Origin of the sequence: Phocaeicola sp. ICN-14070 (genome assembly GCF_037892625.1) — a bacterium.
In the GTDB taxonomy this organism is placed as follows: Bacteria; Bacteroidota; Bacteroidia; order Bacteroidales; family Bacteroidaceae; genus Phocaeicola; species Phocaeicola plebeius.
Map to the genome: position 1 here is coordinate 73716 of NZ_JBBKBF010000001.1, position 25575 is coordinate 99290.

Sequence of the window (25575 nt, forward strand, 5' to 3'; positions counted from 1 at the left end):
CATGGCCGCGTAGCTCAACTGAATAGAGTAGCTGACTACGGATCAGCCGGTTACAGGTTTGAATCCTGTCGCGGTCACCTTCCTTATTAGTTTGAATGAAATGATTGGCCGCGTAGCTCAACTGAATAGAGTAGCTGACTACGGATCAGCCGGTTACAGGTTTGAATCCTGTCGCGGTCACCATTTTCTACTGAAGATTTAGAAATAATTGGCCACGTAGCTCAACTGAATAGAGTAGCTGACTACGGATCAGCCGGTTACAGGTTTGAATCCTGTCGTGGTCACTTTTCTAATCAAAATTTGAACGATTGGCCGCGTAGCTCAACTGAATAGAGTAGCTGACTACGGATCAGCCGGTTACAGGTTTGAATCCTGTCGCGGTCACCAAAAAGCACCTTTTTAAAAGAGGTGCTTTTTTTGTATCTGCAACTTTGCTATCTACAGCATAATCCAAGGGATTCGGCCGTTTATCAAGTTTAACTGCGAATTTGCGATTCAACATAAAATTTGCTAGAAAAAGACTCTTCCATGTGCCAACGCTTACTCTTTATTAATTTTCCGTAAGAAAAAACGTAGAACAACGTTTCCTGAAAATATTTTTTACAGAAATCCCCTCAAAAGACTAAGGAAGAAGAGAACACCATACGAAAATCTCAAAAACAGAGCGAGAACTACTTTCCACAATGAAATTTCCTGCTCCTATAAAATTTTGAACGCATTTCTACAAAGAGAGAGAATGTTATTTTTCTAATTAAACATAATACGGATTATATCCATTATGCGTTTATCAAAAAATGTAAGTGTATTTAAAGGAAAACGTACTTGCATTTAATCTACAACGCCTTTGCGTTCCAATTAAAACGTAAGTACGTTTTTTAAGGCCTTATTCGCACGATTCTATACATCAATAAGCAGATGATTTCAATACCATTTTTATTCGCTTTTGGGGCTTGAGATTATCGATTCTGCGAATAATAAAAACCAAGGACCGAATCCACGGATGGAAACGGCCCTGAGAATTCGTTTTTCTATGACAAGACTTTATTTAATCACCAAAATCGGCGTGTTGGAATGGAAAATCATCCGACGGGCAATGCTGGGATTAAACAAGCGTGCAAAGACGTTCCGCTTGTAATTTGACAGACACAGCACGTCAATGCCTTTTTCCTTGACATATGCGTCCAAATTGCTAAGCAGACTTTCTCCGCCCAACATGTCGTAATCAATTGTCAGCTGCGGATATTGCTTCTTGAAATATTCCTGGATGCCCACCAGCTTGATTTCATTCCACGTACGCTTCTGCGCATTGTCGCTCAGATGGATCAACGATACTTCAAAATGATAATCCTTGAAAGTCGTTACCAGTGAGTCAAATGCAATCAAGTCACGCTGGTCAAAACTGGTAAAGAATGCGACCTTATGGATTTCATCGAAGTTTTTCTTCTGCGCATTTTTCGGGATGGCATAGACAAATACCGGGCTACGGTCGATGATTTCGGCCGTTACACTACCGATAAGATCCATTTCCTTCTCGCCTTTTCCGCGCGTTCCCATGATGATTATGAGCGGCTTTTCCTCGCGTGCATAATGCAGGATTTCTTCTTCCGGTACACCTTCTTTCAGAGTGCAGGTGTACTTCACATCAGGAAGTTCTCCTTTCTGAATACGTTCTTTAATACTGTTTATCAAATTGTTAAGCTGTTCATGAATACTATCGAGCATGCTCTTAATGCCCAATTCATGCTCCATCGGCAACCCGTAGTTTTCTGTCGCATACTGCAAACTCGGCATGTATACCGGACTGAAATACACGTGCATCAGCACGACTTCTGCCTGTATCTTGGCTGCAAAATTGAAACCGAATTCACAGGCAGCCATCGAATAATCAGAAAAGTCGACCGGTATCAGCACCTGCTTGCCATGCTTTTCTTCCGTTTTTTCCTCATTGACCACGTCTTCGGCCAACCACGCAGAACTTTCAATGATTTTCAATGCCCTGGGCAGATCACTTTCGCGGATGCGTATTCTCACGCCCGAAGAAATGACAGGCTGAATCAGGTTGACATTATGGATGCAAGCCTCAATTCCTTCATTTTCAAGCACATTCTTTAGAATCTGGGCTTTAGAATAAGTAAGAATGGCCAGTGTTACAAGTTTTTCTTCCATGGCTTCTGCATTTTTAGGTTAATATCATATTATCGGATAAACAATAAGGGCCGTAACAGGAACGGATACTCTCCCACTCTCTTGTTACAGCCCTTATCTTATATCAAGCGCGTTGTTCTTCCTTCAGAATGGCTATTGCCTTATCGAGTACCGTAGTATCGTCAAGCATCACCAGTCCGCCGTCAGGACCCGGTTCGAGATGGATACCTACGCTTTTTCCGTCCTTGAAGTTATGTCCGCCAAAGAAATTACGCACCGTTTCCACGCTGAGGTTCAACTCATCCGCAATGCGATGCATGCTTCCCGTGGGCAAAGAATCTTTGATTTTACGAAGTTCGTTAAAGGTTATTGTTCTGTTCATAGTAGTCATAATTAAGTGTTAGACAAAATGTTGTTTTTAATATCGATTTAAATATAGCAAAAGATTGTGATAGCACAAACTTTCCAACCGTTTTTTTCGAAAATATCTTACTTCCCGGTCAGAAATGCAGACCTTTTGCCACTATCATTCCTCCGATTATCGCATAGAGATAAGTCAGCAGCAGTGTAGCATGCAGAATGGAAATATCATCTTTGGTATATCCGCCCTTGGTGTACTGGGTGGAAATATACTGCGGACAATCGAAGAATTTCTTGCGCAGACGTGCGTACAGCAGGTACACAAGCACACCGACAACCGATCCGGCCACTGCCCCACACAGAATGTCACCAGGATAATGCACACCTAAATACATGCGTGAGTACGAAGGAATCATTGCCCACAGAAACATCATGCAGGTGAAAGGCAGATAGCGCACCAGCAACGAAGCAAACATCGCTACGGCAAAGGTATTGGCGGCATGGCTGGAGATAAATCCATACAAGCCTCCCCGATAGTCGTTCACCGTCTGCACCAGATACATCAGTCCTGGGTCTTGAGTGGGACGAAAACGGGCAAAATAAGGCTTGCAGAGTCCCGACGCAAACTGGTCGGCCAGCGTAACGCACAAAGCGAACACCAGCGTGATGACTATTCCTTGCGGCACACGGTTATTCTTAAACACGACATACAGCAACACCAGTACGGCCGGAATCCATGTCTTGGTGTCTGTCACTGTCCACATGAATCCATCCCAGAACAAGGAGTCGCTTCCGTTAAGAGAAAGTAGCAAAGCCTTGTCGGCCTCTATGAGTTGCTGTATGTCTGCCATTTATGCTTATTTGAATTAAATGATTTCAATTGCTTCCGTCTTCACCCAGCCTTTGTTGCCGTCTTCCAAGCGGATTTCCTTCCAGCCTTTCATCGAATTGTCCTCGATGAAGACTTTCGTACCTTCATGCAGCACGAACAAGTCGGTTCCGCTTTCGTTCGGCGTACTCTTGACATTGATTGTCGGCTCCATCACAATGGCTCCCGTACGGTCTACCAACTCCGCTTTCTGCTCACTGGCAAAAATATTGCTGCACACCGTCACAATCAGGAATACCACCGCTCCGATAAATCCGGCTTTCTTTATCCAAAGGCGGTTGCCGAAGATATAAAAAGATACTCCTATCAGCAAAAGAATGAACGAGAAAATTCCCACATAGCCCCAGCTCTGTTCGCTCATCATGTTGACCAGCGATTTATACCACGTCACGATGAACACTTCGGCAGTAGGCGTAATCTTATCCACCGTCTTGCTGCGTGCCATGTCCAGATTAAAACGGATATCCGCGTCTCCCGGGTTCAAGAGAAGTGCCCGTTCGTAGTTGAGCACTGCCTTGGCCGTATTCTTCAGCTTGAAGTACGCGTTTCCAAGATTATAATAGATGTCGGCCGATTCTCCCTGCGTCTGCAGGATTTCTTCATACAAGGACGCTGCCTCGCTGAACTTTTCCTTCTGGTATGCTTCGTCAGCTTCCGCCTTTGTGGGAGCTGCCACGGCAAACTGAATATACCCAATCAGGCCTATCAATAATAAAGACAATTTCTTCATATTTAGTCTGCTCTCCTATCCGTTTTAATGTTTGATACTATTTTCCATTTTACTGATGACTTCCACAGAAGCGGAATATACCTTGTCCATCGCCTCGTTTTCGTTGCCCGGAGCATAACGTGCATATTCACATTCGTTGAGCACACCAATGAACTCGGCAATCAAGGCTTTCTGCACGCCGTAGTTGGTCAGTTCGGCCTCAATATTGTCTTTCGACAGCTGAGATACCGGAATACTGAGCTTGTCGCTGATGTATCCCCACAAAGCCTTCAGCACTTCGTCATAGAACTCATTCTTCTTATTTTCTGCCAGCAACTTACCAGCCAGTTTCATACGGCGTGTAGCCACCTTGTTGGCTTTCTTGGTCTTCACCTTCGCCACGTTGGCATTTTCGAGGGCTTTCTGGCGATAAATCACTGCAAAGACAACGAACAGCAGCAACGGAATCAGGTAGCACAGGTAATATCCCACGGTACCGAAGAAGAAGTCTCCCTTCGGACGAAGTGAAGAATCGCCCAACTTGATAAAGCGGATATCCCTACCCAGCATCTTCACGCTCTCCTTGTTAGTGAAGTCTGAAATTACCTGATCGGCATTTCCCTGTCCTTTGGCCACCTTCAGGTTATAAGCCTCTGTTTTCAGAGTCTTGTAGCTGTTGCTCTTCAGGTCGAAGTAGGTAAATTCTACTGCCGGAATTGTAAAGTTGCCGGCATGACGCGGAATTGCCAGGTATTCGAATGTCTTCGTACCCGTCAGTCCACTGTTGGTCAGCTTATAATCATCGGTCACTTTCGGGTCATAGATTTCGAAATCCTGCGGGAATTTTACTTCCGGCGTACCGATAAGCTTCATGTTTCCTGTACCGCTCAGTGTCAGTTTGATGGTCACAGCATCGTTGGTCTTTACGTCAGTCGCATTGATAGACGATGCCAGTTTGAACTCACCCACTGCTCCAGAGAATCCGGCCGGTTTGGCAGGAAGCGGCTGCACGTTAATCACTACTTTCGGAGTCGTAATTTTCTTCTTCACTTCCACGTGTCCTCCGCCATTGAAGAAAGCATCAAACGGGTCGTCCGAAACGGTCTGCTGGGCAACCACCCCATCAAATGTAATAGAAGGGATTTCCAGTTTACCCGTCTGCTGCGGGAACAACACATACTGGCTCCATACAGTCGTATTGTAATTCCGTCCTTTATAATGTTCCAGCGTAAAAGTCTTCTGCTGCGGCAATTCTACCTCCTGCGTATGGAAACCCTTCAAATCGGGCATCTTGCCATACAACTGACGCAGATTCACCACGGTATATACCTTATAAGTCAGCAGAATGGCTTCCTGCTCGTGTACGGTGGTTTTGCTGGCTGTAGCCGTGATAAACAAATCGTTGGCTGAGATACGGCTGCCTGCTGCCTGGCTACGTGAAGAAGAAGCACTGCCTCCCCCGTTGTTGCCACTATTTCCCGACTTCTGGTCCTGCGGAAGCACCTTGATGGAAATGGCATTGGAAAAGACTTTCTCTCCATTTACCTCTACACTGGCTGCCGGAATGGTATACGTACCGGGACTTCCCGCCAAAAGGATATAAGTGAACGCCGTAGAGCTATTCGATGTACGCTTTCCGTTGATAATCTGAATACTGCTCTGCTGAGAGCGGCTCGGTCCCATCAGCACGTCAAAGCCCTTGATGGAAGGAGCACGGAAATCCTTGATGTCTTGCGAATTGACCGTGAATACTAGTCGTACCTGGTCACCGCTTACCACCACGTCGGCAGCTTCTGCCACAAAGCGTACCTTGTCGGCAGCTTTCACCTGCCACGCCGCAAGTATCGTAAAAAGTAAGAATATTATCTTTCGCATTATTCTGTTATTTATGATTATTCATTTGTTCTTCATTGCTTCCAGCCTTACCAGTCTTTTTCCAGCTTGCGTCCCTGCACCTGAATCTGCTTCTTCACCTTATCCTGCACGTTCTTTTCGTCCTGCATCACGGCGTTGAGCAACTGCTGGGCATTTTCCTTCGACATCTGGTTCTGGTTTTGCTGCTGTTGCTGCGGATTCTGCTGCTGTTCTTTCTTGTTCTGGTCTTGCTGGTCCTTGTTCTGCTGCTTGTCATCCTGCTTCTGGTCCTGCTTGTTTTGCTGCTGGTCCTGATTCTGCTGATTCTGCTGCTGATCTTTCAACTGCTTCTGCGCCAGTGCCAGGTTGTAGCGGGTTTCATTATCCTTCGGATTGTTGCGCAAGGACTGCTTATAGGCTTCGATACATTGCGGCAACTGTTTGGACGACTGCAGAATGACTCCCATATTATGGTAAATCTGTGCCAGCTTCTTCTTGTCCTTCTCCAGACGGGAAGCTGCATCAAACTGCTCCATAGCCTCTTTGGCCTTTTCCTGCATCATCAGCGCATTTCCCAGATTGTACATGGCATCGGCCGACTTGGGATTCAGCTCCAGCGCCTTCCGGTAGTCTACTTCCGCCTTGACAAACAAGCTGTCCTTGTAAAGCTTGTTGCCGCTTCGCAGATAATCACGGTCTGTTTTCTGTCCGTATCCGGCCACGGCAGTCAGGGCCAGACACATACACAGAATATATCCTTTCACTTTCATCTCCAGTTTCATTTAAAGAGTTTCACATTCTTGAAAAGCGGATTCTTGCGGTTCAGAATCATCAGGTCGGCAGCCAGTAAAAGAATGGCCAGCCAGGCCAACACCTGGAACTGCTCGTCGAACTCCGTAAAGACCTGTGTCTCTACATCCGCCTTCGCCAGTTTGATTATTTCCGCATTCAGCGCCTTTTCGGCATTGTTGGTATTGTCTACACGCACGTAAATACCATTTCCGGCTTTAGCAATCTCCTGACACATCTGTTCGTTCAGGCAAGTCACGACCACATTACCGTCCTTGTCGCGACGGAATTCATTGGTACCTTCCACCGGAATAGGTGAACCATCGGGTGAACCTACTCCCAAAACAAATACACGCATACCCTTCTTGGCAGCTTCCTGAGCAGCCTCGATGGCTCCTCCTTCGTGGTTCTCACCATCGGTAATCAGCACGATGGCACGTCCTACTCCTTCATTCGGAGTGAAACTCTTCATAGCCAGGTCGATGGCTCCGCGGATGTCCGTACCCTGTGTGGTAATCAAGGAAGGAGAAATCGTCTCCAGAAACATCTTGGCCGATACATAGTCGCTCGTAATCGGGAGCTGTGTGAAAGCTTCACCTGCAAACACAATCATGGCCACTTTATCGTTGTTGAAGGTCTCCACCAGACGGGAAATCAGCTTCTTCGATTTTTCCAGACGGCTGGGAGCAACATCCTGTGCCAGCATGGAGTTTGAAATATCCAGTGCCACCACCGTTTCCACACCCTGACGCTTCACCGTTTCCATCTTTGAACCGAACTGCGGACGAGCCAGCATGAAAATAACCATGGCCAGCGCAGAAAGCGTCAGCCAGAATTTTACGTCCGGACGATATTTCGACACATCCGGCATGAGATGTGCCAGCAACTCCGGACTACCATATTCGCGCAACTTCTTGCGACGGCGATAGTTCGAATAAAAATAGAACACAGCCAGCAAGGGCAGCACAATCAGTAAATACAAATATTGAGGTTCTCCAAATCGAAACATGACTTCTTATTTTAAGGTATTTTCTTCAAAACTGTATTCCGCAAAAGAATTTCAAGCAAGATGCTCAGGAATGCAATCAGTGCAAACACCGCATAGGCTTCTTCACGTTTGCTGAATTCCTTCACGTTCAGTTTTGTTTTTTCGAGTTTGTCAATTTCACGGTACACTTCCTTCAGCTTCGTATTGCTGGTAGCACGGAAATAGTTTCCATTAGTTGTTCCGGCAATCTGGCTCATGGTCTGTTCGTCGATTTCCACCGGCATCTGTACATACTGCACACCGGCGTACGTCTGCATCGGATAAGGTGCCGTACCGTTAGTTCCTACACCGATGGTGTACACACGGATACCAAACTGCTTGGCTATTTCAGCCGCAGTAAGCGGAGAAATGTCTCCCCGGTTGTTCACACCATCCGTCAGCAGGATAATAACCTTTGACTTGGCCTTGCTGTCTTTCAGACGACTCACTGCGTTGGCCAGTCCCATACCCAGTGCCGTACCGTCTTCAATCATTCCGCGCTGTACCATGTCGCAGCTCACACTCTGGAACAGATTCAACAGTACTCCGTGGTCTACTGTCAGCGGACACTGCGTAAATGCTTCTCCCGCAAAGATAGTCAGACCGATATTATCGTTCGGACGCCCGTTGATAAACTCTGCCGCTACCTGCTTGGCTGCTTCAATACGGTTCGGCTTCAAATCCTCGGCCAGCATACTGGTCGACACGTCGACCGCCAGCATGATGTCAATACCTTCAATCTCCGTGTTCTGCCAGTTATCGGTAGTTTGCGGACGTGCCAGTACCAGCACAATCATCACAAACGTCAGAATACGAAGCACAAACGGCGCATGCAGCAAATAAATCTTCCAACTGCGCGGAGCCTTCATGTACATCCATGTGGTAGATACCTGCATGGTCGGTTCCGCCTTTTTGCGGCGCATCACGTACCACACGATATACGGAATCAGCAGCAAAAGCAGAAACAGATATTCTATATTCGCAAAAATCATAGTCTCAATTCATTATTAAATTAGAAAAAGAGGTCGATGATATGGCGCACAGACAAATACAAAGCAATCAGTGCGGCCACACCCGTAATGGCAATGCTGCACAGCAAGGCAATTCGTCCCTGTTTGGAACGCTTCTCCTCCACTTTGATTTCCGTCGGCTCCTTCTTGGCGTTCGGGTCTTCCTCTATCTTAGTCTGGTTGATGAAATCTACCGCATTCACCAGGTTCATATCGTTTTCATTCATCAGCGGCGCATATTTCGCAAACTTCACCAGGTCGGCTGTTTCAAACATCACCTTCAGGTCGTGGATAGATTCCTTGTCCTTCTCCTCCAACAGACGCTCGATAATTTCCGCAGACGTCATTTCCATGGCATTGAATCCGAAACGCTCCTTTATATATATACGGATGACATCGGTCAGCTCCGTATAATAAGCTTTCGGATCTTCACGCTTGACCACCTTGTCTGCCTTGATAGTTTCAATCTTCTTCATGGCAGCCAAATGAGGCGGAAGTTTAGGTTCTACCTTGATAATCTTGATGATAGGCTTATTGTCACGATAGCGAATGATAAAGAAGGCAGTCACCACTCCCAAAGCAATCAGCAACAGGATAGAATATACCATCGGTGCCAAGTCTTCCCAGGTAAGAGGTACTTCCTGAATGGATTTCGGACCAAAGAACTGGTCAAGATGCAAGGTATCCACCGGAATGGAGTACACTTTCAATGCCAGGGCTTTTGAACGGTAAGCCTTATCATTGACCAGCACTTCAAACGGCGGAAGATAATACAGAGCCGAATCAAAAGAAGTCACTGTATATTCCTGTGACACCAGCCAGCGCTTGTTGTCGTTCAGCAGCTGCGTGTCGGGCTTGGCCACATCCAGAATCTCCACTCCCCTGACCAGCGTATCACGCAGCAACGGCAGGCGCAATTTCTGGTTGGCATCCATGCTGACCTGCAATTTGATTTTCGCCTGCTCACCAATAAGCAGCTGCAAGGAGTCGATAGTAGCTTCCACCGTCACCTGCTGGGCTTTCAAGCCCGTTACACAGCATAAAATCAACACAGCACAGCAACATGCCTTTATCATTTTTGAGTAGTATAATAAGAGATGTCTCATGTCAACTGTCAGTTTCGTTTTGCAAATAAATTCAGCAATGCCTTCACATAATCCTGATCTGTACGTACAGATACAGAATCCACATTGCTGTGAGTAAATGTGTCATTCAGCTTCTGCTGCTTTTCCTTCCACCAGGCATGATGTGCATTACGCAATGCCTTTGATGAAGTATCAATCCACTGCTCATGACCGGTTTCCGCATCACGCACGTGCATCAGTCCCACGTCCGGAAGTTCTTCCATACGACGGTCGTACACCTGCACAGCCACCACATCATGTTTCCGGTTGGCAATCGTCAACGCATTCTGGAAATCACGTTCGTCAATAAAGTCGCTCAGCATAAAGGCCGTACAGCGTTTCTTCAGCACATTCGTCAGGTACTCAATGGCACACTGCAAATTGGTGCGCTGACTTTCCGGCTTGAAATCAAGCAGCTCACGAATAATATACAGAATATGCTTGCGGCCCTTCTTGGGAGGGATAAATTTCTCGATACGGTCGGAAAAGAAAATCACACCGATTTTATCATTGTTCTGAATGGCGGAAAAGGCGATTGTAGCCGCAATCTCCGTCACCATTTCTTTCTTCAGCTGCTGAATGGTACCGAAGTCCAAACTGTTGGACACGTCCACCAGCAACATGACCGTAAGTTCACGTTCTTCCTCAAAGACTTTCACGAATGGTTTGTCGAAGCGAGCGGTCACATTCCAGTCAATATCGCGCACGTCATCCCCATACTGATACTCGCGGACCTCTGAAAAGGCCATACCACGCCCTTTGAAGGCCGAATGATACTGACCGGCAAAAATATTGCTCGAAAGTCCCCGGGTCTTGATTTCAATCTGACGGACACGCTTTAAAAGTTCACTTGTCTCCATTCCTTTAATATTTGACCGTGTTCCTCTGGGGCAACCAAAGGAACACAGCTTAGTCATTTATAATCATGCAGCCTTCCGACTGCGAATAAAAGCCGACGGGAACTCTCTTCCCCGTCTGCAACCGTTACAGGTATCAATGAATCAGGGCACTTCAACCTTGTTCAGAATCTTGCTGACGATTTCATCAGAAGTCACGTTGGTAGCTTCTGCTTCATAAGTCAGACCGATACGGTGACGAAGCACGTCATGAGCCACGGCTCTCACATCTTCCGGAATCACGTATCCACGACGTTTGATGAAAGCGTAACTACGTGCAGCCAGTGCCAGATTAATAGAAGCACGAGGAGAACCTCCAAAGCCAATCAAGCCCTTCAGTTCTTTCAAGTCGTATTTTTCCGGATAACGGGTAGCAAATACGATATCTGCAATGTACTGTTCAATCTTTTCATCCAGGTATACCTGACGAACCACTTCACGGGCAGCAATAATGTCTTCAGTCTTCAAAATAGGACGAACTTCCGTACGCTCTCCGTTGATGTTCTGACGGATAATCTTCTTTTCTTCTTCCAGCTTCGGATAATCAATAATCACCTTCAGCATGAAACGGTCTACCTGTGCTTCAGGCAACGGATAAGTACCTTCCTGCTCAATCGGGTTCTGCGTAGCCATTACCAGGAAAGGCTTCGGAAGTGCAAAAGTCTGCTTACCCAGTGTCACCTGACGTTCCTGCATGGCCTCGAGCAAGGCACTCTGTACTTTAGCCGGTGCACGGTTAATTTCATCGGCCAGTACAAAGTTGGCAAAAACCGGTCCTTTGTTGGCAACGAACTGCTCATCCTTCTGACTGTAAATCATCGTACCGATAATATCGGCCGGCAGCAAGTCAGGAGTAAACTGCACACGACTGTATTTTGAATCGATCAATGAAGCAAGGGTTTTGATTGCCAAAGTCTTTGCCAATCCCGGAACACCTTCCAGCAGAATATGTCCGTCGGAAAGCAACCCAATCAATAAAGATTCGATAAGATGTTTTTGACCTACGATTACCTGATTCATTCCCTCCATCAGGTTTGTCACAAACGCGCTCTGGCGTTCGATTCGTTCATTCAATTCACGAATGTCAATAGCTTCAGCCATAATTTTCTTCTATTTTAGTTCTCTTTTTTTTCATTAAAAAATGCCCTTTCAGAACATATATCCAAAAAGACACCCCAAAATTAAGGTATTCCCTTAACAGGCACAATAAATTTTGATAAAAAAATATAGACGGGGTTCGCCTTTTAAGGCTTATTGAACTAAAGAAAATTAAAAAGGCCTTGTTTGAATTGAAACAAGGCCTCTCGTTATTTTTTAGGAGTAAGTTGCGGAATCTGAATTGTGGTACCCACCGGCACGTTATCCGGATTCTTGATAATAGCCTTATTGTGCTTCACCAGATAAGGCCACAGTTTTTTATTTCCGTAGAATTTCAGGGCCACACGTACCAGGCTCTCCCCTGGTTTAAGGGTATATGAGCCCTGACTTCCAGTTATCTGGTATTCAACCGTATCGGCTAAGGTTTCCCTTTTCGGTACAGACGTAGATGCTACGGGAGTTTTTTCTTCTTTCTTCGCGACGGTTTTCAAGGTATCCTTCTTCTGCACCAAGGAAGAATCCGTTTTTACGACTAAAGTATCAGCCAACTGCAAGGAGTCCGAAACCACAACAGGTGCAGGCGTTTTCTGTGTTTCGTTCATCAACTTCTCTACCACCTGTTCCGGAATATAGCGTCGGCCCGAGGTCAATACCCATGTCACGATTCCTCCTATGAAAATACCTGCCAGCAAGATGGAGGCAATCATACACCACGGCACATTGGCTTCTTTCCCTGATGGAGTCAGATCAGCAGCGGGAATCCTTTCTTCCTTTTCAGGCAACGTATCTTCCTGCTTTTCTTTCACCTCCTCTTTCTCAGAAACCACCTTCTCCGTTATTGACGCCTGAACAGGTTCCTCTTCTATCGGAGAAGCAGCTTCCGTTTGTGGCAATACTTCATCAGTTTCTTCCGTAGCCGGTTCTGTTGGAGATTCAATTACCACATCGGTTTCTCCGGCCTTCTCTTCCTCGGTTACTGTCTCTTGAGCTTCCACCCCGGTTTCGCCCTCAGGCAAGTCAGTAAAATGCACTTCATCTTTCAGCAGTACCGGCTGGAAATGCGCAAAAGGCTTATTCACCAAATCCTTCAATCCGGTTTCCGGGATAAACGAAACACGCGTATGTGATTGGCTATCCGTAGTTTCCTGTCCGCTGGGAATCGTTTCTTCAGTAGCGTCTACCGTAATCAGTTTAAACGTACCCAGACCTTTCACCTTTACATACTTGTCCCTTGCCAAAGCTTCTTCTATCAATGACAGAAATTCCTTGGCAAAAAGCGCCGCATCAGCCTGGCTCAACTGGCTTTTGCGAGCAAATAAATCCACAAGTTCATGTAAAGTTATTTTATCATTCATCCGACAAGACGTTTTTAACCCTTCCTTTTAACGAAGTAGCCGACTTAAAACTGACAGCCAGTTCGGGAGGTACCAGAAAGCGCTGTTTGGTGACGGGATTCACAGAAATATACTCCATCTTTTTCTCCACCTCAAACGAGCCGAAATCCTGTAGCACCACCATCTTATTCTCCTGTAAAGACTGCGACACACACTCCGTGAAAGAAGCCAGCAAAGACGCTGTTTCCTTTTCGGTTTTCTCCAAACGACGGGAAAGTTCTTCTATGAATTCCTTGTTGGTCATTTTATTTTACGATTGTAGCATACAAATCAAAATCATCTGCATCGTACACCTTTACCCGATGGAAACTGCCGATTCTCAGACGGTGATTTTCCACCTTTATCAATACCTCCGGATCGACTTCCGGTGAATCAAACTGTGTACGGCCGATATAATAATCACCTTCCTTACGGTCAATGATTACCTTGAATTCCTGTCCAATCTTGCGATGAGACAAGTCGGCAGAGATTTCCTGCTGCAATTCCATCAGTTTATCCAGGCGCTGCTGCTTGACTTCCTGCGGAATCTCATCTTTATAATGCTTGGCAGAATAGGTGCCCTCTTCTTCCGAATAGGCAAATGCACCCATACGATCGAAACGTGCCGTACGGACAAATTCCATCAGTTCCTCAAAATCCTGCTCCGTTTCACCCGGATGACCTACCATCAATGTAGTACGCAAATGAATGCCAGGCACCTCCTTACGGAACTTCTCTATCAACTGATAGGTTTCTGCCTTCGTCACATGGCGACGCATCTTTTGCAGCATGTTATCGCTGATATGCTGCAAGGCAATGTCCATATACTTACATACGTTATCGTTTTCACGCATCATGCGGAACAAATCTTCCGGGAAATGAGCGGGATAAGCATAATGCAGACGAATCCATTCCACACCCGGGATATGTGCCATCTGTTCTATCAGATCCGGCAACATCTGTTTTTTATACAAATCCACTCCGTAATAGGTCAGTTCCTGTGCAATGACCTGAAATTCTTTCACCCCTTCGGAAACCAGCAAGCGCACTTCGTCCAGAATTTCTTCCATAGGACGAGACACATGTTTACCGGTAATGATAGGAATGGCGCAATAAGAACACTTGCGGTCGCAACCTTCTGATATTTTCAGGTATGCATAATGCTTCGGAGTCGTCAGATGACGCTCAATGGCAAATTCAGAATGATAGGCCTTTCCTAAATCGGCCAAAAGTTCATTCCAGTTGAACTTCCCATAGAATTTGTCGACCTGCGGAATCTCCATCTGCAAGTCCTTTAGGTAACGTTCCGACAGACAACCCATTACATACAGTTTTTTCAAGCGTCCCTCTTCCTTTGCCTGACAGAACTCCAGAATCATGTTGATAGATTCCTCCTTGGCATCACCTATAAAGCCACACGTATTGATAACGGCAATTTCTCCCTGCGGATGGTCGCTGTCATGTGTCACCTTGTAGCCGCTAGCTTCCAGCTGTTTCATCAGCTTTTCGGAATCTACCAGATTTTTCGAGCATCCTAAAGTAATTATATCGATTGTATTCTTTCTCATTTTTCAGTGGTTGAGCCAAACAATGAATCCACGAACTCACGGCGACGGAATATCTGCAAATCTTCCATGCCTTCTCCCAGACCGATGTATCTTACCGGAATCTTAAACTGGTCGGAAATTCCAATCACTACTCCACCCTTGGCCGTTCCGTCAAGTTTGGTGATAGCCATGGCGGTTACTTCTGTAGCCAAAGTAAACTGTTTGGCCTGTTCGAATGCATTCTGTCCGGTAGAGCCGTCCAGCACCAGCAACACTTCATGAGGTGCATCGGGTACCACCTTTTTCATCACGTTCTTGATTTTTGTCAGCTCGTTCATCAAACCAATCTTATTGTGCAAACGTCCTGCCGTATCAATGATTACCACGTCAACATTATTAGCCTTGGCAGAACTCAGCGTATCAAAAGCTACTGAAGCAGGGTCAGCTCCCATTTTCTGTTTTATTACCGGTACACCCACACGTTCTCCCCAGATGTCAAGCTGTTCTACAGCTGCGGCACGGAAAGTATCTGCGGCACCCAGATAGACCTTTTTCCCGGCTTTTTTAAACTGATAAGCCAGCTTACCGATAGTCGTCGTTTTTCCTACTCCGTTCACGCCTACCACCATAATCACATAAGGAGTCTTATCCTGAGGCACATCAAAATCGGCAGCATCCACCGTATTGTTTTCCATCAGCAACGCCGCAATCTCCTCACGAAGGATATTGTTCAGCTCCTGTGTATTCACATACTTATCCTTTGCCACTCTGGTTTCAATGCGCTTGATAATGTTCAGCGTAGTTTCTACTCCCACATCAGACGTAATAAGCACTTCTTCCAGATTGTCCAGCACCTCGTCATCCACCTTTGATTTTCCGGCCACCGCACGTGCTATTTTTCCAAATACACTTTCTTTGGTCTTAGACAATCCTTTGTCTAATGTTTCTTTTTTTTCCTTTGAGAAAAAACTAAAAAATCCCATACAACTTACTTTTATCAGTTTCTGACACAAAGATATAACTATTATTAATTATATCAAATGCAATCATTTAAAAATCAAAACATTAATACTAGCGGAAGATTTTTATGTAAAACATACGTAAAACAAATCACAGAATTTTTTGTATCTCACGCTATTTTCAGTACAAATATAGTGATTTTTTTTTAAGATTCCTGTAACACATAATTTATCGCTTCCTCAGTGGCTTTTTCTCTTTCTTCCTCCAACTCAGAAGATAATCGGCTTATCAAGTCCATGTCTCCGGTAACAGATTCCATACGATTCCCCTCTTTGTCGGCAATAATGAGTTTATAATGCCCGTATCCGATGAACTTTTTAAATAAGGTATATTGCTGCTGTGCCATAAGAAAGCGTTTTACAGCGGGAAAAGAAAACGACCCACTGACCCGTCGCGTTACATATTCTTGAGTCGAATACAGTGATGCCATTAAGCTACCACACGGGAGTGAGCCGTATATGATGAAGCAACTGGCAAATATGTATTGTCAGTTGCTCAACGACCGAAACACATGTTTCGACTCAAATAAAATATGTAACGCAATACAAAGATGGGGATTTTATCTGGAAAAACAAAGCCCCTTCCGGATATTAATCTGGTCGGGGCTTTTGTTTGCTAATAAAAGCAAACTTCTACACGACAAAGATAGTCATTTATATTAGATACTTTATTTTTTTGCCATTTCTTCCAAATTATCAGCAGCCCATCTTAAAGCCTGTATGAAAGTTTCTAATTCAGCATCTCCTCCTAACATAACTTCCACTCCTCTTTTATCCTTGAGTAAACGAATATTAATATCAGTTGAAGCTAAATCCTCTAATCTAAAATAGGTTCTTGATCCATGCCCGGAATCGCCACCACAATATCCATTTGTCGCAACTTTTACACCCAAAATATTACAATTAACAATCTCTGTTTCTTTTGAGCTTTTAATCAGTTCTAAATCCTTAAAATCAGCCATAGTTTTATTATTTTTTACAACGAGACAAATGTAAATAATAATTCGATTTTAAGTTACAAAACTAACAATATTTTTTTGTTAAATAGCAAATGGGAATTACCATTGAAATAAATTGTAGTTTACCGTTACCGCCAAGATAGGAGACAACCCGTTTCTACCGATACCATAGCCAGCAGATAGACCAAGCCCCCAGCGTTTGTTTTTTTGTACGATGTCACGGTAAATGTATTCAGTCTGGTAGATGGTTCGTGGATACACCCGGATTTCATCAAGACGTGGAGCCACACCGCTAACCTTTGCGTAGTAATTGCTATCCTGGTACTCCTTATATTCACGCAGATGATAGCAGGTGTCGCTCGCATGAATGGTGTCTGAGTTATCAATCCAGGCAAGATAAGGCTGCGGAGAAAGAATGTACATTGTATCCACATCTACCTTTGTAACTATATGTACCGATGTAACGGTATCAGACTTCCCGATATTGCCTTCAGTTGGCGAACGGCTGCACCAACCTAAACAGAAAGCCAGTACAGCTATTAAAAGATATGGTAGGTAGTTCATGGCTTCACAACGATTTCTGGGATAAAAGGATATTCCGCACGCACATCGAAGCAAGGACACATCTTTGTCCATTCTTCAGGTTCAACGATTCCATCTCCGTCCAGGTCAGGCGATGTGTCACGATGGCCCAACACTTCCACAATCTGGTACTTTCCGCAAAGTTCCTTAATCAACTTGGCCAGCGCTTTCTTCTGTTCCGGCGTTCGGGTGTCGGCTGCCTTACCGTGCGCGTCCAGACCGCCCACATAGCAGATACCTATTGAATGTTTGTTATATGACACACCTGAGAATCCCTTACTGTTACAGTGCGCCCCGTCAATAGTGAGCGAACGGCCAACTTCTACCGTACCATCCAGCCGGATAACGTAGTTGTACCCAATACACTGAAAGCCACGGGATACGTGCATCTGATTAATCTCCTTTTTACCTATGTCCAGCCCGGCACGTGTGGCTGAGCAGTGAATTATTATTGAATCTATTTTGTTCATAATAAAATTACATCTATATTTGTGGAGTTCTGCCAATGGTAGGATGGTTAATAAAAAATTTATTACAAGGAGTGCAGTGGCACTCCTATTTTATTTTAGTTCAGTTCCTTTTCTTCAGCACACTAATCCGTTTCCCGTCTTTGAAATACATTCGTGACATGTTCTTATCACGAACAAATCTTCTGTCCATCGAAAAATATCCATGCTTCCCGTCACTGAATACAGCCCTTTCGCCGGTCTTAAACCGAACCGGCATATTAGGCAGTCCATTATTCATGGCCGCCAGTATAAGCAATCTGCGTCTTAACAAACTCATAAAGCACCTCCCATCACAGCTATATTATTAAGAATACTTACCTGATACGTCCTGTTGGCCCTGACAACACTGCTTCCTATCCATTTCACACCTTCAGGAAGATTCAGGACGGTAGGCGTAACACCACTTGAAAACTGGAACATGTACTCATTGGCAATGCCTGGAAAGCCTTTTCCAAATGTGACGTTAAGTACGGATACTTCTCCGAACACATGGAACATGTTCGGAAGAAGCTCGGCACTGACCTCACCCGTACCAGCATTCACGCTGGATATGCAGCCATTGCCATAATATTCCCCATGGGTATAGATAGCCCGTATCTCCTTGATGTAGGAAACGGAATCAGGCAATATGTTACCGGCTTCCAGTTCTTTCTTGAAGGTGGCATATTTCAAATAATTGTTGAGTCTCTTTTTCGCCATGTCATTGGGATTTATGGGGGGCTCTGATACAAAGCCCCCACATATTATTACTCGGTTTCCTCATTCCATGCAAACGCATCATCAAGATCCTGTTTAGTGGCATACTGCTTCAGAGTCTCGTTCGTTGCATAGCTGGTCAGTTCAGCCTTGGTCGCATAAGTGGAGGAAAGCCCTTCGATAGCCTCACTCAGTGCAGCTTTTGTGGCATAGGTGTTCGCCACATCTACAGCCTTGGCATATCCAGCCAAATCCTCTTCGGTAAGAAATCCTTCGAGGTCAGCTTTCTTTGCATACGCTGTCAAATCGACCGTACCACCCAAGGAATCCCAGTTAGTTTCCACACTTGCCTGATTGGCCGTTTCTCCGATGTAGACGAAGTTCGTTTCAGCCGGATATTTCTTGCCGTTCAGGGTAACTTCTGCCGTAACGTTATATACGTGGCCTTTCGATACAGAAGACACCCCTTTCAGGGCACTAAGGTCTGCCAGAGTACCCTTTGGCACATATACGGCACCAAGCGCGTTGACCTTGTTTGTCAGTGTGTCAACCAGACCTTTCAGAACTTTACCCTGCTCGGCGGAAAGTGCCTTATTAGTCCCACCTGTTGTAAGGTCGTTGATAATCTGGATAAGAGTCTGTGCACCAACGTCAAGACGAAGCCAGCCGCTATAGTCTGCCTGAGTGATTTTTGTCATATCCTTCAGAACATAAAGGGCAGGTTGGCCGTCTCCGTTGTTTCCAACAACAACCAACATTCCATTATAGGTATTTTTCCCCGAATATGTAGCAGCCGCAATAAGGTCTGTCTTGTTCGGCACGAGCTGACGGGCATCAAGCGGAGCCTGACCACCCGGCTCGAAATTCACTGCAAATGCGGCAACTCCGGCAGGACGGTTACCAGTAGCGGCAGCCATAGGCATTACACTGTTCATCGGAGAGATGAAAGGAACTTCACGGCTGTTTCGTGCAAGCATCGCTATTATTTCATCCGTGATTTCCTCGCCGTTGTATGTGTCAGGTTCATCGACCAACTTTTTTCCAGCATCTGCAACAGTGAAACGGAGCTGCAAAGCACCGGACATAGCTCCTGTAGTGGTAAGCTTCTTATAGGCAACGTCCGTTCCCTGTACCTGTTTGTTCCCTGCATCCGAAGTAGTGTACTTGTCAGTGCCAAACACTTCCCATTTGCCGGAAACAGTGTTGTAGAACTCTACCTTTGTAACATTTTTTGTTGCCGGGAAATAGAACTCCAGACGCTTGCCTGTGCTTGCCTCGGATGCGAATTTCGCTCCAATAAGAGTATCGGTCCATTTCTGTAAAGGCAGTTTCGTATCAGGAGTAACAGTGCTTGGGAAATTGGTATCACCGGCTGAACTTGATGCAGATGCACCGTTACAGAAATACGGATAAGTACCATAAAGATACACTGCTCCCGATTTAACTATACCTACAGGAAGTGGGTTAGGTGAAACTGTTGCCTTGTTCCCTTTGGAAGTCAGCAATGTGTCACCTGCGCCATGATGAGCCTGGTAATTGTACTGCATCGTACCGAGTGTAACTTTCGTCGGCAATGTCTTGTTGCTTGTACTGTTTCCTACATAGATGAAAGACTGGTCATCGGAGATAAGTTCTCCTGCACGGTTCTTGTTTGTCTGGCCAACAACCGTACAATTACCACGGTTAAATCCTGTCTGAATCTGTTCTGCGGTAGGTGCGCTTTCACCAACCTCCAGAATCTTGTTGGCGGTAAAAGGAGACTTGAATGATATTGTTGCACTTGGTGCCTGTACCGTCGGCTGGATTTCCTCAAAGAGAATATCCTCGAAAATCTGGCTCAACGTCTTTGTCTTCAAGGTCTCGACCTTTGTCCCAGCCGGAAGACCTCCCAGTTTCGAAGGAGTGGCAAGGCTGTCTGGCAATGATGTCTTGAACCTGATGAGTTCCGTCAGGTCATATTCGGTCTTGCCTGATGATTTGGTAACGATAAGTTTATTGCTGCCTTTGTCAAAACTGACATCTGTGACACCGCTTCCTCCATAATTCACACCGTTCATCAACAGTTCTTTGGTGTCGGTTGCAAAATAGATAGCATCCAGATGTTTTGACGCTGCATCATAACGGGCCTTTAAGCCCCTGTAGAATTTTAATTTTGTTGTTGCCATAAAAGTCTGATTTTAACTGTTTGTTTCTTCATTCCATACTGCTTCTGTTATCTCCTCCCATTCTCCATCCTTCCGGCCGTATATCTTCCCGTCTTTTGGCGCATCAGGAATGGGAATGCTTCCACCGGTTGATATGTCAATGGAAGAAGCACCAAGGTTGACGGTGGCCATTTCAAGGTTAGGGACACTTATGCTGTCCTCTTCACAAGTTGTTGCAACAAGCCTGAAAGCCTCACACATGTCAACGGCAGTCTGTCCTTCCTTACCATAGTTCTCCCACAAAGTCAGCGAATACGTACCAAGGTGTTTGTGGTCCGTTCCATGAAAAGTAAATTTCAGCTTGTTTCCCTGGTATATCTCAAAATGGAAATCGAGAAATCTGCCTAGAGGATTCTTCAGCATCAGTTTCAAGTCCCTTCCTTCCAGTGGAACAGGCTCCTTGTTCGTGAGTATCTGCCAGGTGAAGTATATATCTTTCCCTATCCTTATCTTTCTCATATCAACTAGGTCATGAAACTTATTGTCATAAGTAATATTATGATTACGGAGTAGATGATTTCCGCTATCAGGCGTCTATCTGTCTTCTTCATCCTTTGTAACTTTTTCGATAATTTCGCCAGCCGTTGTGTACTTCTTTTTAATGTAGCCCACCAGCAGGCGCTTAATGGAAACCTTGTTCTTGATTCCGTGAATTTCACATACATGTTCCATGATTGAATCAAATTCAAATACAATAGCTATCCCCAGTCCGCACATTGACGATGTCGTATAGGAACAAATACCTACAGGCTGGAGAATAGCAACACCAAAACCGAATCCCAACACTAAATACGAATTATATTCGATGAACTTGCACATCGTTCGGCGGCCTGCTCTGGAAAAGCGGAAATCCTCTCCTCGCTTGACCACGCTGTCAATGATACCAAGGACAAAATCCGCTATAATCATGGCTACAATGAAGACCAGCATCCAGCGAAGCTCAAAGACAACGCTTCTTATCTCTCCTACAAAGGAGTAAGCCCCGGCAACAAGAATCTGCGGGGCTATGACGGTTATAAGGTTCTGCATCACTCCTTATTTACCTTACCACCGAACAACCTGGACAGCCATTCACTTGTTACAACCGACACGATACCAGTAGATGCCAGGGCGACAAATAACGCATCAATCAGCACAACCCAGACACTTGCATCTGCAGGAGGAAAACCGAGATTCATCCACCAGCTGAAAAAAGTAACAAGCATACCGACAACTGCTGTCACCCACATAGTCACCCACTTGTTCATAGGATTGGATAGCTTCGAAGCGATAAATCCTACTACAGCAGGAACCACGACCGTAACAAGCCCGGTGAAGCTGGCAAATCCGGTCAGGAACTCCGGAACGGAAGGTTCTACACTAACGGAAGTCTCCGCGAAAACACTCACTACGCACATCAGCAGTGCGACCATCATGAAAACGAATCTTTTCATCTTACTAAGGTTTTAGATTAAACAAAAAATGCCCATAAGCGCATCCCAACTTAATGGAACACGCTCATGGGCGTAACTACTATTTCACACACAAAACTACTCATTTACCATCCTTTTTCAGCGAAGGTAAATGATATAAAAACGAACAAAGAATAAAAGGTTTCAAATCGACTGACACGCCTTGTCAGTAAGTTGGTAGAAGCCGGGTAGAATAAGCAAGCTAGTTACTATTTTCTACCCAATTTCTACCACTCAAATAATTCTCAATACAGCTTTCTTTATTTCAGTTGTTTTCATTCATACCCATAAGTCCTGGCGGAACTTATTGGAACGGCTACTTTAAAAAATGATGGATTAATGTCAAAATCAGGTTTCCTGAGTGCAATTGGATTAAATTTGAAAGGTGATGCCAATAACGTAAAAAACGGAGTTTATAAATTTGACTCACAACAGGACAATATGCCTGTGAATTATGGCATATTAGTGGCATTTTCTTGTGACGGATGGATTCGTATGCAATTATGTGCAGGTGGAGATAATGGATTAGCATATATAAGAATGCATTATAATAGTTGGACATCATGGAAACAAATTTAAAATGAAAAGCTGTCTGAGTCAGATAGATCAAGAAAATACAGATAGCTATTTTCGCATAAAAGCTGGAGAAGGTACAAATCCTGCATATATTTTTGTAACTGTATTGGGTATTAAATAGCCGTAGTATAACATGCGTTATATGGCAATGCTCTTCCATTCATTCCACTTCCCGTCAACATGATTGTAAGATCTAACCATTAAAGAATAGCCACCATAGGACATTGACTCCTGAATGCATGAATCGCCACATTGAATCGAGAAAAATGGGCCAGCTTGTGGCGTATTAGAATAAGTCGTATATGTGCCCACTTCATTAATATCGTGATAATTACCTTTTTCGAGAAACCCAACTCCCATCAGTCCCGCCAGAACTGACGCAACCTGCTCTTTTGTCATTACTCCGACGGCATTTCCGGCTGCGTTAATAGCGACAAAACTGGATATGTCTTCCAAAGCAGGGAGAGCCAGTGTAGACTTCTTCAGCAGTTCCGTTTTCGACACTTTATGCGGAACGCCGTTTGTATCGTACACCTGTACCGTTTCACCGTCATCTGCCGTTGTCTGATTCTTCATACTTTCTGTATGCTTCAATAGATTGTCAGTTTCTTCACCTGTAAAGCTTAATACAAAATCTTCTTCTGCTGCCATAATTGTTTTTAATTTATAGTTATTAATGATATTACCAACATGTATATTATAATTATCTCATTGCATCATTAAGCCCAGCAAGAAACCATGGAAGAAGCGACGCTGCATGATGTCTTACCCTGTTAACTTCATCATCTGAAAATTCGGTATCGTCATCGCTGGAAAAAATTTTCTCAGCCAATTTTAAATCAGCAATACCAACTCCTGTCACATTGAAAATGTTATCTGCAAACATTTCTCTGACATCAATCTCCACGAATTCAGATTTATCTATCTTCGTGTACTTCTTAAATTTCTTAAAATCTATTTTCATGATTAATCGACTAAAATTCCATTTTCAAAAACCAGTTTATACGTTGAAGGTATCGAACCATTCTGTATAGTCCATGATATTGTTCTCGTTGCTCCTTTTTTGTATGTATATGATCCATCGGCTTGCAATGACCATCCGGTACCGAACTCATTAGACAATATCGTATTGGTATAAAGATTTCCGTTTACATGTACTCCTCCGTCAAAATATCCGGCATAAGTATTAGAACTATGTGGCTTGCTAGTACCGTTCCTTGAAGCATAGATGCATGCTCCACCGTCATTGCTTCCAATTACTTTAACCCCAAATTTCCCGTCAGTCGCACCATTGAAATTTATGTCAATCATACCACTGTTATCATCCGTAGGAACACCAATCCGTATACTCCTGCTATCATTGCCGAAAAAATCCCTTCCCTTCCAATTCAAGGAACCGTTGTCTATAGTGAAACCTCCAATCTTAGCACCATCGGCAGATATTGTTCCGGAAAAAGTACCTTTAGCGGCTTTCAGTTCACCCGAAAATGTACCGTCTGCACCATCCAGATGTTTCACTTTTAACGAGTTTACATCTATGCACTCTGTAAGAAGAAGTGGTTTCCCATTTTTAACCGTAAACACGGCTATTCCTTTCCCTTCAGAACTTTTAATTTTAAACTTATCTGAAGAAATAACAATCTCATTTTTTTCGATGTCAATACCCGTAGCACCAAGTTTAATTGAGATATTTTTCTCTGCTACATCTACAACGCTTTCACCATTTGACAACAATATTCTTGCTGCACGTACCTCTATTTCTCCAGAAGCAAGTCTGATATAATTTGTCTTGTCCCTATTACCGATATATGTCTTTCCATAAACATTAAAGTATCCTTCTTTAGTTAGACGATCATATCCGATTGAAACTATATCTTTCCCGGAGAGGGAGTAAGAACTTATCCCCTGATAGAAGGTAAGAGAAGGCGCACCGTCTCCATATGCAGACAACACGATTGCAGCCTGATAGTCCGGGTCGGCTATGTCTCCAAGTTGTACCATCACATCTCCAACTGCCGGTATGTCGCTGCCTTCGTCACAATGATTCACGGATACCTCTATCCAGTTATCACCAACATTTTCCACCAGACGCCACCAATAGTGATTGGATACGCCGTCATACGCGCCTTCCTTAATATTAAAGGACTGTGAGCGTACTAAATTCCCTGGCTTAAAACGATTTTCTATGGCTTTCTCACCATCATCTGCAAGGAAGTAACAGCGATAAACAGAACCATAAGTTCCAGGAGATGAGTTACCTCTTTTCCCGTCTGAGAACTTGACTTCTTTACCATCCCTGAAACGAATTCCCTTTTTTTCTATAAACTCGACCTTAGTAATCGTTGCTCTGGCCCCGCTGGCGTTGAACATGAAGGAAGCTCCGGCCAGCTCGGTCTCCATTATTGAAAGTAACTGGAAGATAGCTTTCTTGCGCACGTACAGTTTGTCAATCCATCCGACAGACTCGCCGCCCTTTTCTGAAGAGAATGACATACCAGCACCCATCATTCCGGTTACGAAGTCGGGCGACTCCAGGAAAGGAGATATAATACCTCCCAAGAGTTTAAGAAGATACTTCGTTTCATCCTCACAATCCTTCTGCAAAAATATCTTCCTTAGCTTGTCAAGGGTAACAGTTGATAAAATATCGACTATGCCAACAAATGTTCTACCCACCCGTTCAGCCGTATTCTCTCCGCTTTTCGTAGCATTACGAATAAGCAAAGACAACTCCTTTAGCATCTCGATACTATCCATA

At 44.6% G+C, this 25575-nt stretch carries 29 protein-coding genes and 4 tRNA genes; 5 read left to right on the top strand and 28 right to left on the bottom strand.

All coding sequences use genetic code 11. The features are described from left to right. Window positions 1–3: 3 nt before the first annotated feature. The 4 genes from WKT20_RS00345 (at window position 4) to WKT20_RS00360 (ending at window position 387) form a co-directional block, all read left to right on the top strand. Window positions 4–77: transfer RNA gene (locus tag WKT20_RS00345), tRNA-Arg, on the top strand. A 29-nt stretch (window positions 78–106) separates the two neighbouring features. Next, a tRNA-Arg gene (locus WKT20_RS00350) sits at window positions 107–183 on the top strand. 27 nt (window positions 184–210) lie between these two features. Beyond that, window positions 211–284 (top strand) — tRNA-Arg (locus tag WKT20_RS00355). Window positions 285–310: 26 nt separating this feature from the next. Further along, a tRNA-Arg gene (locus tag WKT20_RS00360) sits at window positions 311–387 on the top strand. Between the two features lie 654 nt (window positions 388–1041). Here the strand turns inward: WKT20_RS00360 and WKT20_RS00365 are convergent. The 25 genes from WKT20_RS00365 to WKT20_RS00485 form a co-directional block, all read right to left on the bottom strand. Continuing rightward, window positions 1042–2166, bottom strand: coding sequence for a universal stress protein (locus WKT20_RS00365; protein ID WP_340416609.1), 1125 nt, complete (start codon window positions 2164–2166; stop codon window positions 1042–1044). A gap of 103 nt (window positions 2167–2269) precedes the next feature. Further along, entirely contained in the window at window positions 2270–2527 is a 258-nt protein-coding gene (locus tag WKT20_RS00370) for a hypothetical protein (protein WP_022052836.1), read from the bottom strand. Window positions 2528–2645: 118 nt separating this feature from the next. Then, window positions 2646–3356: a phosphatase PAP2 family protein gene (locus WKT20_RS00375; RefSeq protein WP_340416610.1), complete on the bottom strand. Its 711-nt coding sequence runs from the start codon at window positions 3354–3356 to the stop codon at window positions 2646–2648. 15 nt (window positions 3357–3371) lie between these two features. Then, window positions 3372–4124, bottom strand: a complete 753-nt coding sequence (locus WKT20_RS00380; protein ID WP_007558281.1) for a tetratricopeptide repeat protein — start codon at window positions 4122–4124, stop codon at window positions 3372–3374. 24 nt (window positions 4125–4148) lie between these two features. After that, the gene (locus WKT20_RS00385; protein ID WP_340416611.1) at window positions 4149–5978 is read right to left on the bottom strand and encodes a BatD family protein; all 1830 of its coding nucleotides are present in this window, start codon (window positions 5976–5978) and stop codon (window positions 4149–4151) included. A gap of 47 nt (window positions 5979–6025) precedes the next feature. Then, window positions 6026–6727, bottom strand: coding sequence for a tetratricopeptide repeat protein (locus WKT20_RS00390; RefSeq protein ID WP_022052832.1), 702 nt, complete (start codon window positions 6725–6727; stop codon window positions 6026–6028). A gap of 8 nt (window positions 6728–6735) precedes the next feature. Continuing rightward, window positions 6736–7755: a vWA domain-containing protein gene (locus WKT20_RS00395; RefSeq protein WP_340416612.1), complete on the bottom strand. Its 1020-nt coding sequence runs from the start codon at window positions 7753–7755 to the stop codon at window positions 6736–6738. An 11-nt stretch (window positions 7756–7766) separates the two neighbouring features. Continuing rightward, window positions 7767–8765, bottom strand: coding sequence for a vWA domain-containing protein (locus tag WKT20_RS00400; RefSeq protein ID WP_340416613.1), 999 nt, complete (start codon window positions 8763–8765; stop codon window positions 7767–7769). A gap of 20 nt (window positions 8766–8785) precedes the next feature. Continuing rightward, complete coding sequence (locus WKT20_RS00405; RefSeq protein WP_340416614.1) at window positions 8786–9859, bottom strand: hypothetical protein; 1074 nt, start codon at window positions 9857–9859, stop codon at window positions 8786–8788. A 38-nt stretch (window positions 9860–9897) separates the two neighbouring features. After that, window positions 9898–10767: a DUF58 domain-containing protein gene (locus tag WKT20_RS00410; RefSeq protein ID WP_117671649.1), complete on the bottom strand. Its 870-nt coding sequence runs from the start codon at window positions 10765–10767 to the stop codon at window positions 9898–9900. A gap of 141 nt (window positions 10768–10908) precedes the next feature. Then, on the bottom strand, window positions 10909–11904 hold the full coding sequence (locus WKT20_RS00415) for an AAA family ATPase (RefSeq protein WP_118165410.1): 996 nt from the start codon (window positions 11902–11904) through the stop codon (window positions 10909–10911). Between the two features lie 206 nt (window positions 11905–12110). Continuing rightward, entirely contained in the window at window positions 12111–13256 is a 1146-nt protein-coding gene (locus WKT20_RS00420; RefSeq protein ID WP_118165654.1) for an HU family DNA-binding protein, read from the bottom strand. Next, window positions 13249–13539, bottom strand: a complete 291-nt coding sequence (locus tag WKT20_RS00425; protein WP_340416615.1) for an HU family DNA-binding protein — start codon at window positions 13537–13539, stop codon at window positions 13249–13251. Before WKT20_RS00425 ends, WKT20_RS00420 begins: the two co-directional genes overlap by 8 nt. Window position 13540: 1 nt before the next feature. Next, entirely contained in the window at window positions 13541–14842 is a 1302-nt protein-coding gene (gene rimO, locus WKT20_RS00430) for a 30S ribosomal protein S12 methylthiotransferase RimO (protein WP_340416616.1), read from the bottom strand. After that, complete coding sequence (ftsY, locus tag WKT20_RS00435; RefSeq protein WP_117702973.1) at window positions 14839–15804, bottom strand: signal recognition particle-docking protein FtsY; 966 nt, start codon at window positions 15802–15804, stop codon at window positions 14839–14841. Before ftsY ends, rimO begins: the two co-directional genes overlap by 4 nt. Window positions 15805–15986: 182 nt before the next feature. Continuing rightward, window positions 15987–16187: a hypothetical protein gene (locus WKT20_RS00440; protein ID WP_340416617.1), complete on the bottom strand. Its 201-nt coding sequence runs from the start codon at window positions 16185–16187 to the stop codon at window positions 15987–15989. Between the two features lie 321 nt (window positions 16188–16508). Further along, on the bottom strand, window positions 16509–16802 hold the full coding sequence (locus tag WKT20_RS00445) for a hypothetical protein (RefSeq protein ID WP_118210932.1): 294 nt from the start codon (window positions 16800–16802) through the stop codon (window positions 16509–16511). A 96-nt stretch (window positions 16803–16898) separates the two neighbouring features. Beyond that, the gene (locus WKT20_RS00450) at window positions 16899–17363 is read right to left on the bottom strand and encodes a DUF6808 domain-containing protein (protein WP_340416618.1); all 465 of its coding nucleotides are present in this window, start codon (window positions 17361–17363) and stop codon (window positions 16899–16901) included. After that, window positions 17360–17851 (bottom strand): N-acetylmuramoyl-L-alanine amidase, encoded by a 492-nt coding sequence (locus tag WKT20_RS00455; RefSeq protein ID WP_340416619.1) that lies wholly within the window; start codon window positions 17849–17851, stop codon window positions 17360–17362. The genes WKT20_RS00450 and WKT20_RS00455 overlap by 4 nt, the downstream gene beginning before the upstream one ends. A 100-nt stretch (window positions 17852–17951) precedes the next feature. Then, the gene (locus tag WKT20_RS00460; RefSeq protein WP_181977455.1) at window positions 17952–18128 is read right to left on the bottom strand and encodes a hypothetical protein; all 177 of its coding nucleotides are present in this window, start codon (window positions 18126–18128) and stop codon (window positions 17952–17954) included. A 35-nt stretch (window positions 18129–18163) separates the two neighbouring features. Beyond that, window positions 18164–18589 (bottom strand): hypothetical protein, encoded by a 426-nt coding sequence (locus WKT20_RS00465; protein WP_340416620.1) that lies wholly within the window; start codon window positions 18587–18589, stop codon window positions 18164–18166. Window positions 18590–18636: 47 nt separating this feature from the next. Then, a complete protein-coding gene (locus tag WKT20_RS00470) occupies window positions 18637–20751 on the bottom strand; it encodes a hypothetical protein (protein ID WP_340416621.1) in 2115 nt (704 codons plus the stop codon). Window positions 20752–20763: 12 nt separating this feature from the next. Continuing rightward, window positions 20764–21249, bottom strand: coding sequence for a hypothetical protein (locus tag WKT20_RS00475; protein ID WP_022052817.1), 486 nt, complete (start codon window positions 21247–21249; stop codon window positions 20764–20766). 75 nt (window positions 21250–21324) lie between these two features. Beyond that, window positions 21325–21819: a hypothetical protein gene (locus tag WKT20_RS00480; protein ID WP_117748537.1), complete on the bottom strand. Its 495-nt coding sequence runs from the start codon at window positions 21817–21819 to the stop codon at window positions 21325–21327. Beyond that, window positions 21819–22223 carry a hypothetical protein gene (locus tag WKT20_RS00485; RefSeq protein WP_117748538.1) on the bottom strand — a complete coding sequence of 135 codons (405 nt, stop codon included), beginning with the start codon at window positions 22221–22223 and terminating at the stop codon, window positions 21819–21821. Before WKT20_RS00485 ends, WKT20_RS00480 begins: the two co-directional genes overlap by 1 nt. A 357-nt stretch (window positions 22224–22580) precedes the next feature. On the opposite strand from WKT20_RS00485, the gene WKT20_RS00490 reads away from it, so the two are divergent. Next, window positions 22581–22820 carry a hypothetical protein gene (locus WKT20_RS00490; RefSeq protein ID WP_178269747.1) on the top strand — a complete coding sequence of 80 codons (240 nt, stop codon included), beginning with the start codon at window positions 22581–22583 and terminating at the stop codon, window positions 22818–22820. A 135-nt stretch (window positions 22821–22955) separates the two neighbouring features. Here the strand turns inward: WKT20_RS00490 and WKT20_RS00495 are convergent, their stop codons facing one another. The 3 genes from WKT20_RS00495 to WKT20_RS00505 are packed head-to-tail and all read right to left on the bottom strand — an operon-like array spanning window position 22956 to window position 25574. Next, entirely contained in the window at window positions 22956–23468 is a 513-nt protein-coding gene (locus tag WKT20_RS00495; RefSeq protein ID WP_340416622.1) for a hypothetical protein, read from the bottom strand. 52 nt (window positions 23469–23520) lie between these two features. Continuing rightward, window positions 23521–23781 (bottom strand): hypothetical protein, encoded by a 261-nt coding sequence (locus WKT20_RS00500; protein WP_304183064.1) that lies wholly within the window; start codon window positions 23779–23781, stop codon window positions 23521–23523. A gap of 2 nt (window positions 23782–23783) precedes the next feature. After that, complete coding sequence (locus WKT20_RS00505) at window positions 23784–25574, bottom strand: hypothetical protein (protein ID WP_340416623.1); 1791 nt, start codon at window positions 25572–25574, stop codon at window positions 23784–23786. Between the last annotated feature and the right edge of the window lies 1 nt (window position 25575).

Bases quoted from the DNA above. Each gene is read 5' to 3' on its own strand.
- WKT20_RS00405 (WP_340416614.1), bottom strand. From the start codon at position 9,859: ATGATAAAGGCATGTTGCTGTGCTGTGTTGATTTTATGCTGTGTAACG.
- WKT20_RS00410 (WP_117671649.1), bottom strand. From the start codon at position 10,767: ATGGAGACAAGTGAACTTTTAAAGCGTGTCCGTCAGATTGAAATCAAG.
- WKT20_RS00440 (WP_340416617.1), bottom strand. From the start codon at position 16,187: ATGGCACAGCAGCAATATACCTTATTTAAAAAGTTCATCGGATACGGG.
- WKT20_RS00455 (WP_340416619.1), bottom strand. From the start codon at position 17,851: ATGAACAAAATAGATTCAATAATAATTCACTGCTCAGCCACACGTGCC.
- WKT20_RS00375 (WP_340416610.1), bottom strand. From the start codon at position 3,356: ATGGCAGACATACAGCAACTCATAGAGGCCGACAAGGCTTTGCTACTT.
- WKT20_RS00465 (WP_340416620.1), bottom strand. From the start codon at position 18,589: ATGGCGAAAAAGAGACTCAACAATTATTTGAAATATGCCACCTTCAAG.
- WKT20_RS00460 (WP_181977455.1), bottom strand. From the start codon at position 18,128: ATGAATAATGGACTGCCTAATATGCCGGTTCGGTTTAAGACCGGCGAA.
- ftsY (WP_117702973.1), bottom strand. From the start codon at position 15,804: ATGGGATTTTTTAGTTTTTTCTCAAAGGAAAAAAAAGAAACATTAGAC.
- WKT20_RS00480 (WP_117748537.1), bottom strand. From the start codon at position 21,819: ATGCAGAACCTTATAACCGTCATAGCCCCGCAGATTCTTGTTGCCGGG.
- WKT20_RS00400 (WP_340416613.1), bottom strand. From the start codon at position 8,765: ATGATTTTTGCGAATATAGAATATCTGTTTCTGCTTTTGCTGCTGATT.
- WKT20_RS00495 (WP_340416622.1), bottom strand. From the start codon at position 23,468: ATGGCAGCAGAAGAAGATTTTGTATTAAGCTTTACAGGTGAAGAAACT.
- WKT20_RS00475 (WP_022052817.1), bottom strand. From the start codon at position 21,249: ATGAGAAAGATAAGGATAGGGAAAGATATATACTTCACCTGGCAGATA.
- WKT20_RS00415 (WP_118165410.1), bottom strand. From the start codon at position 11,904: ATGGCTGAAGCTATTGACATTCGTGAATTGAATGAACGAATCGAACGC.
- WKT20_RS00490 (WP_178269747.1), top strand. From the start codon at position 22,581: ATGTCAAAATCAGGTTTCCTGAGTGCAATTGGATTAAATTTGAAAGGT.
- WKT20_RS00395 (WP_340416612.1), bottom strand. From the start codon at position 7,755: ATGTTTCGATTTGGAGAACCTCAATATTTGTATTTACTGATTGTGCTG.
- WKT20_RS00390 (WP_022052832.1), bottom strand. From the start codon at position 6,727: ATGAAAGTGAAAGGATATATTCTGTGTATGTGTCTGGCCCTGACTGCC.
- WKT20_RS00470 (WP_340416621.1), bottom strand. From the start codon at position 20,751: ATGGCAACAACAAAATTAAAATTCTACAGGGGCTTAAAGGCCCGTTAT.
- WKT20_RS00485 (WP_117748538.1), bottom strand. From the start codon at position 22,223: ATGAAAAGATTCGTTTTCATGATGGTCGCACTGCTGATGTGCGTAGTG.
- WKT20_RS00365 (WP_340416609.1), bottom strand. From the start codon at position 2,166: ATGGAAGAAAAACTTGTAACACTGGCCATTCTTACTTATTCTAAAGCC.
- WKT20_RS00450 (WP_340416618.1), bottom strand. From the start codon at position 17,363: ATGAACTACCTACCATATCTTTTAATAGCTGTACTGGCTTTCTGTTTA.
- WKT20_RS00425 (WP_340416615.1), bottom strand. From the start codon at position 13,539: ATGACCAACAAGGAATTCATAGAAGAACTTTCCCGTCGTTTGGAGAAA.
- WKT20_RS00505 (WP_340416623.1), bottom strand. From the start codon at position 25,574: ATGGATAGTATCGAGATGCTAAAGGAGTTGTCTTTGCTTATTCGTAAT.
- WKT20_RS00370 (WP_022052836.1), bottom strand. From the start codon at position 2,527: ATGAACAGAACAATAACCTTTAACGAACTTCGTAAAATCAAAGATTCT.
- WKT20_RS00420 (WP_118165654.1), bottom strand. From the start codon at position 13,256: ATGAATGATAAAATAACTTTACATGAACTTGTGGATTTATTTGCTCGC.
- rimO (WP_340416616.1), bottom strand. From the start codon at position 14,842: ATGAGAAAGAATACAATCGATATAATTACTTTAGGATGCTCGAAAAAT.
- WKT20_RS00500 (WP_304183064.1), bottom strand. From the start codon at position 23,781: ATGAAAATAGATTTTAAGAAATTTAAGAAGTACACGAAGATAGATAAA.
- WKT20_RS00445 (WP_118210932.1), bottom strand. From the start codon at position 16,802: ATGGCTGATTTTAAGGATTTAGAACTGATTAAAAGCTCAAAAGAAACA.
- WKT20_RS00385 (WP_340416611.1), bottom strand. From the start codon at position 5,978: ATGCGAAAGATAATATTCTTACTTTTTACGATACTTGCGGCGTGGCAG.
- WKT20_RS00380 (WP_007558281.1), bottom strand. From the start codon at position 4,124: ATGAAGAAATTGTCTTTATTATTGATAGGCCTGATTGGGTATATTCAG.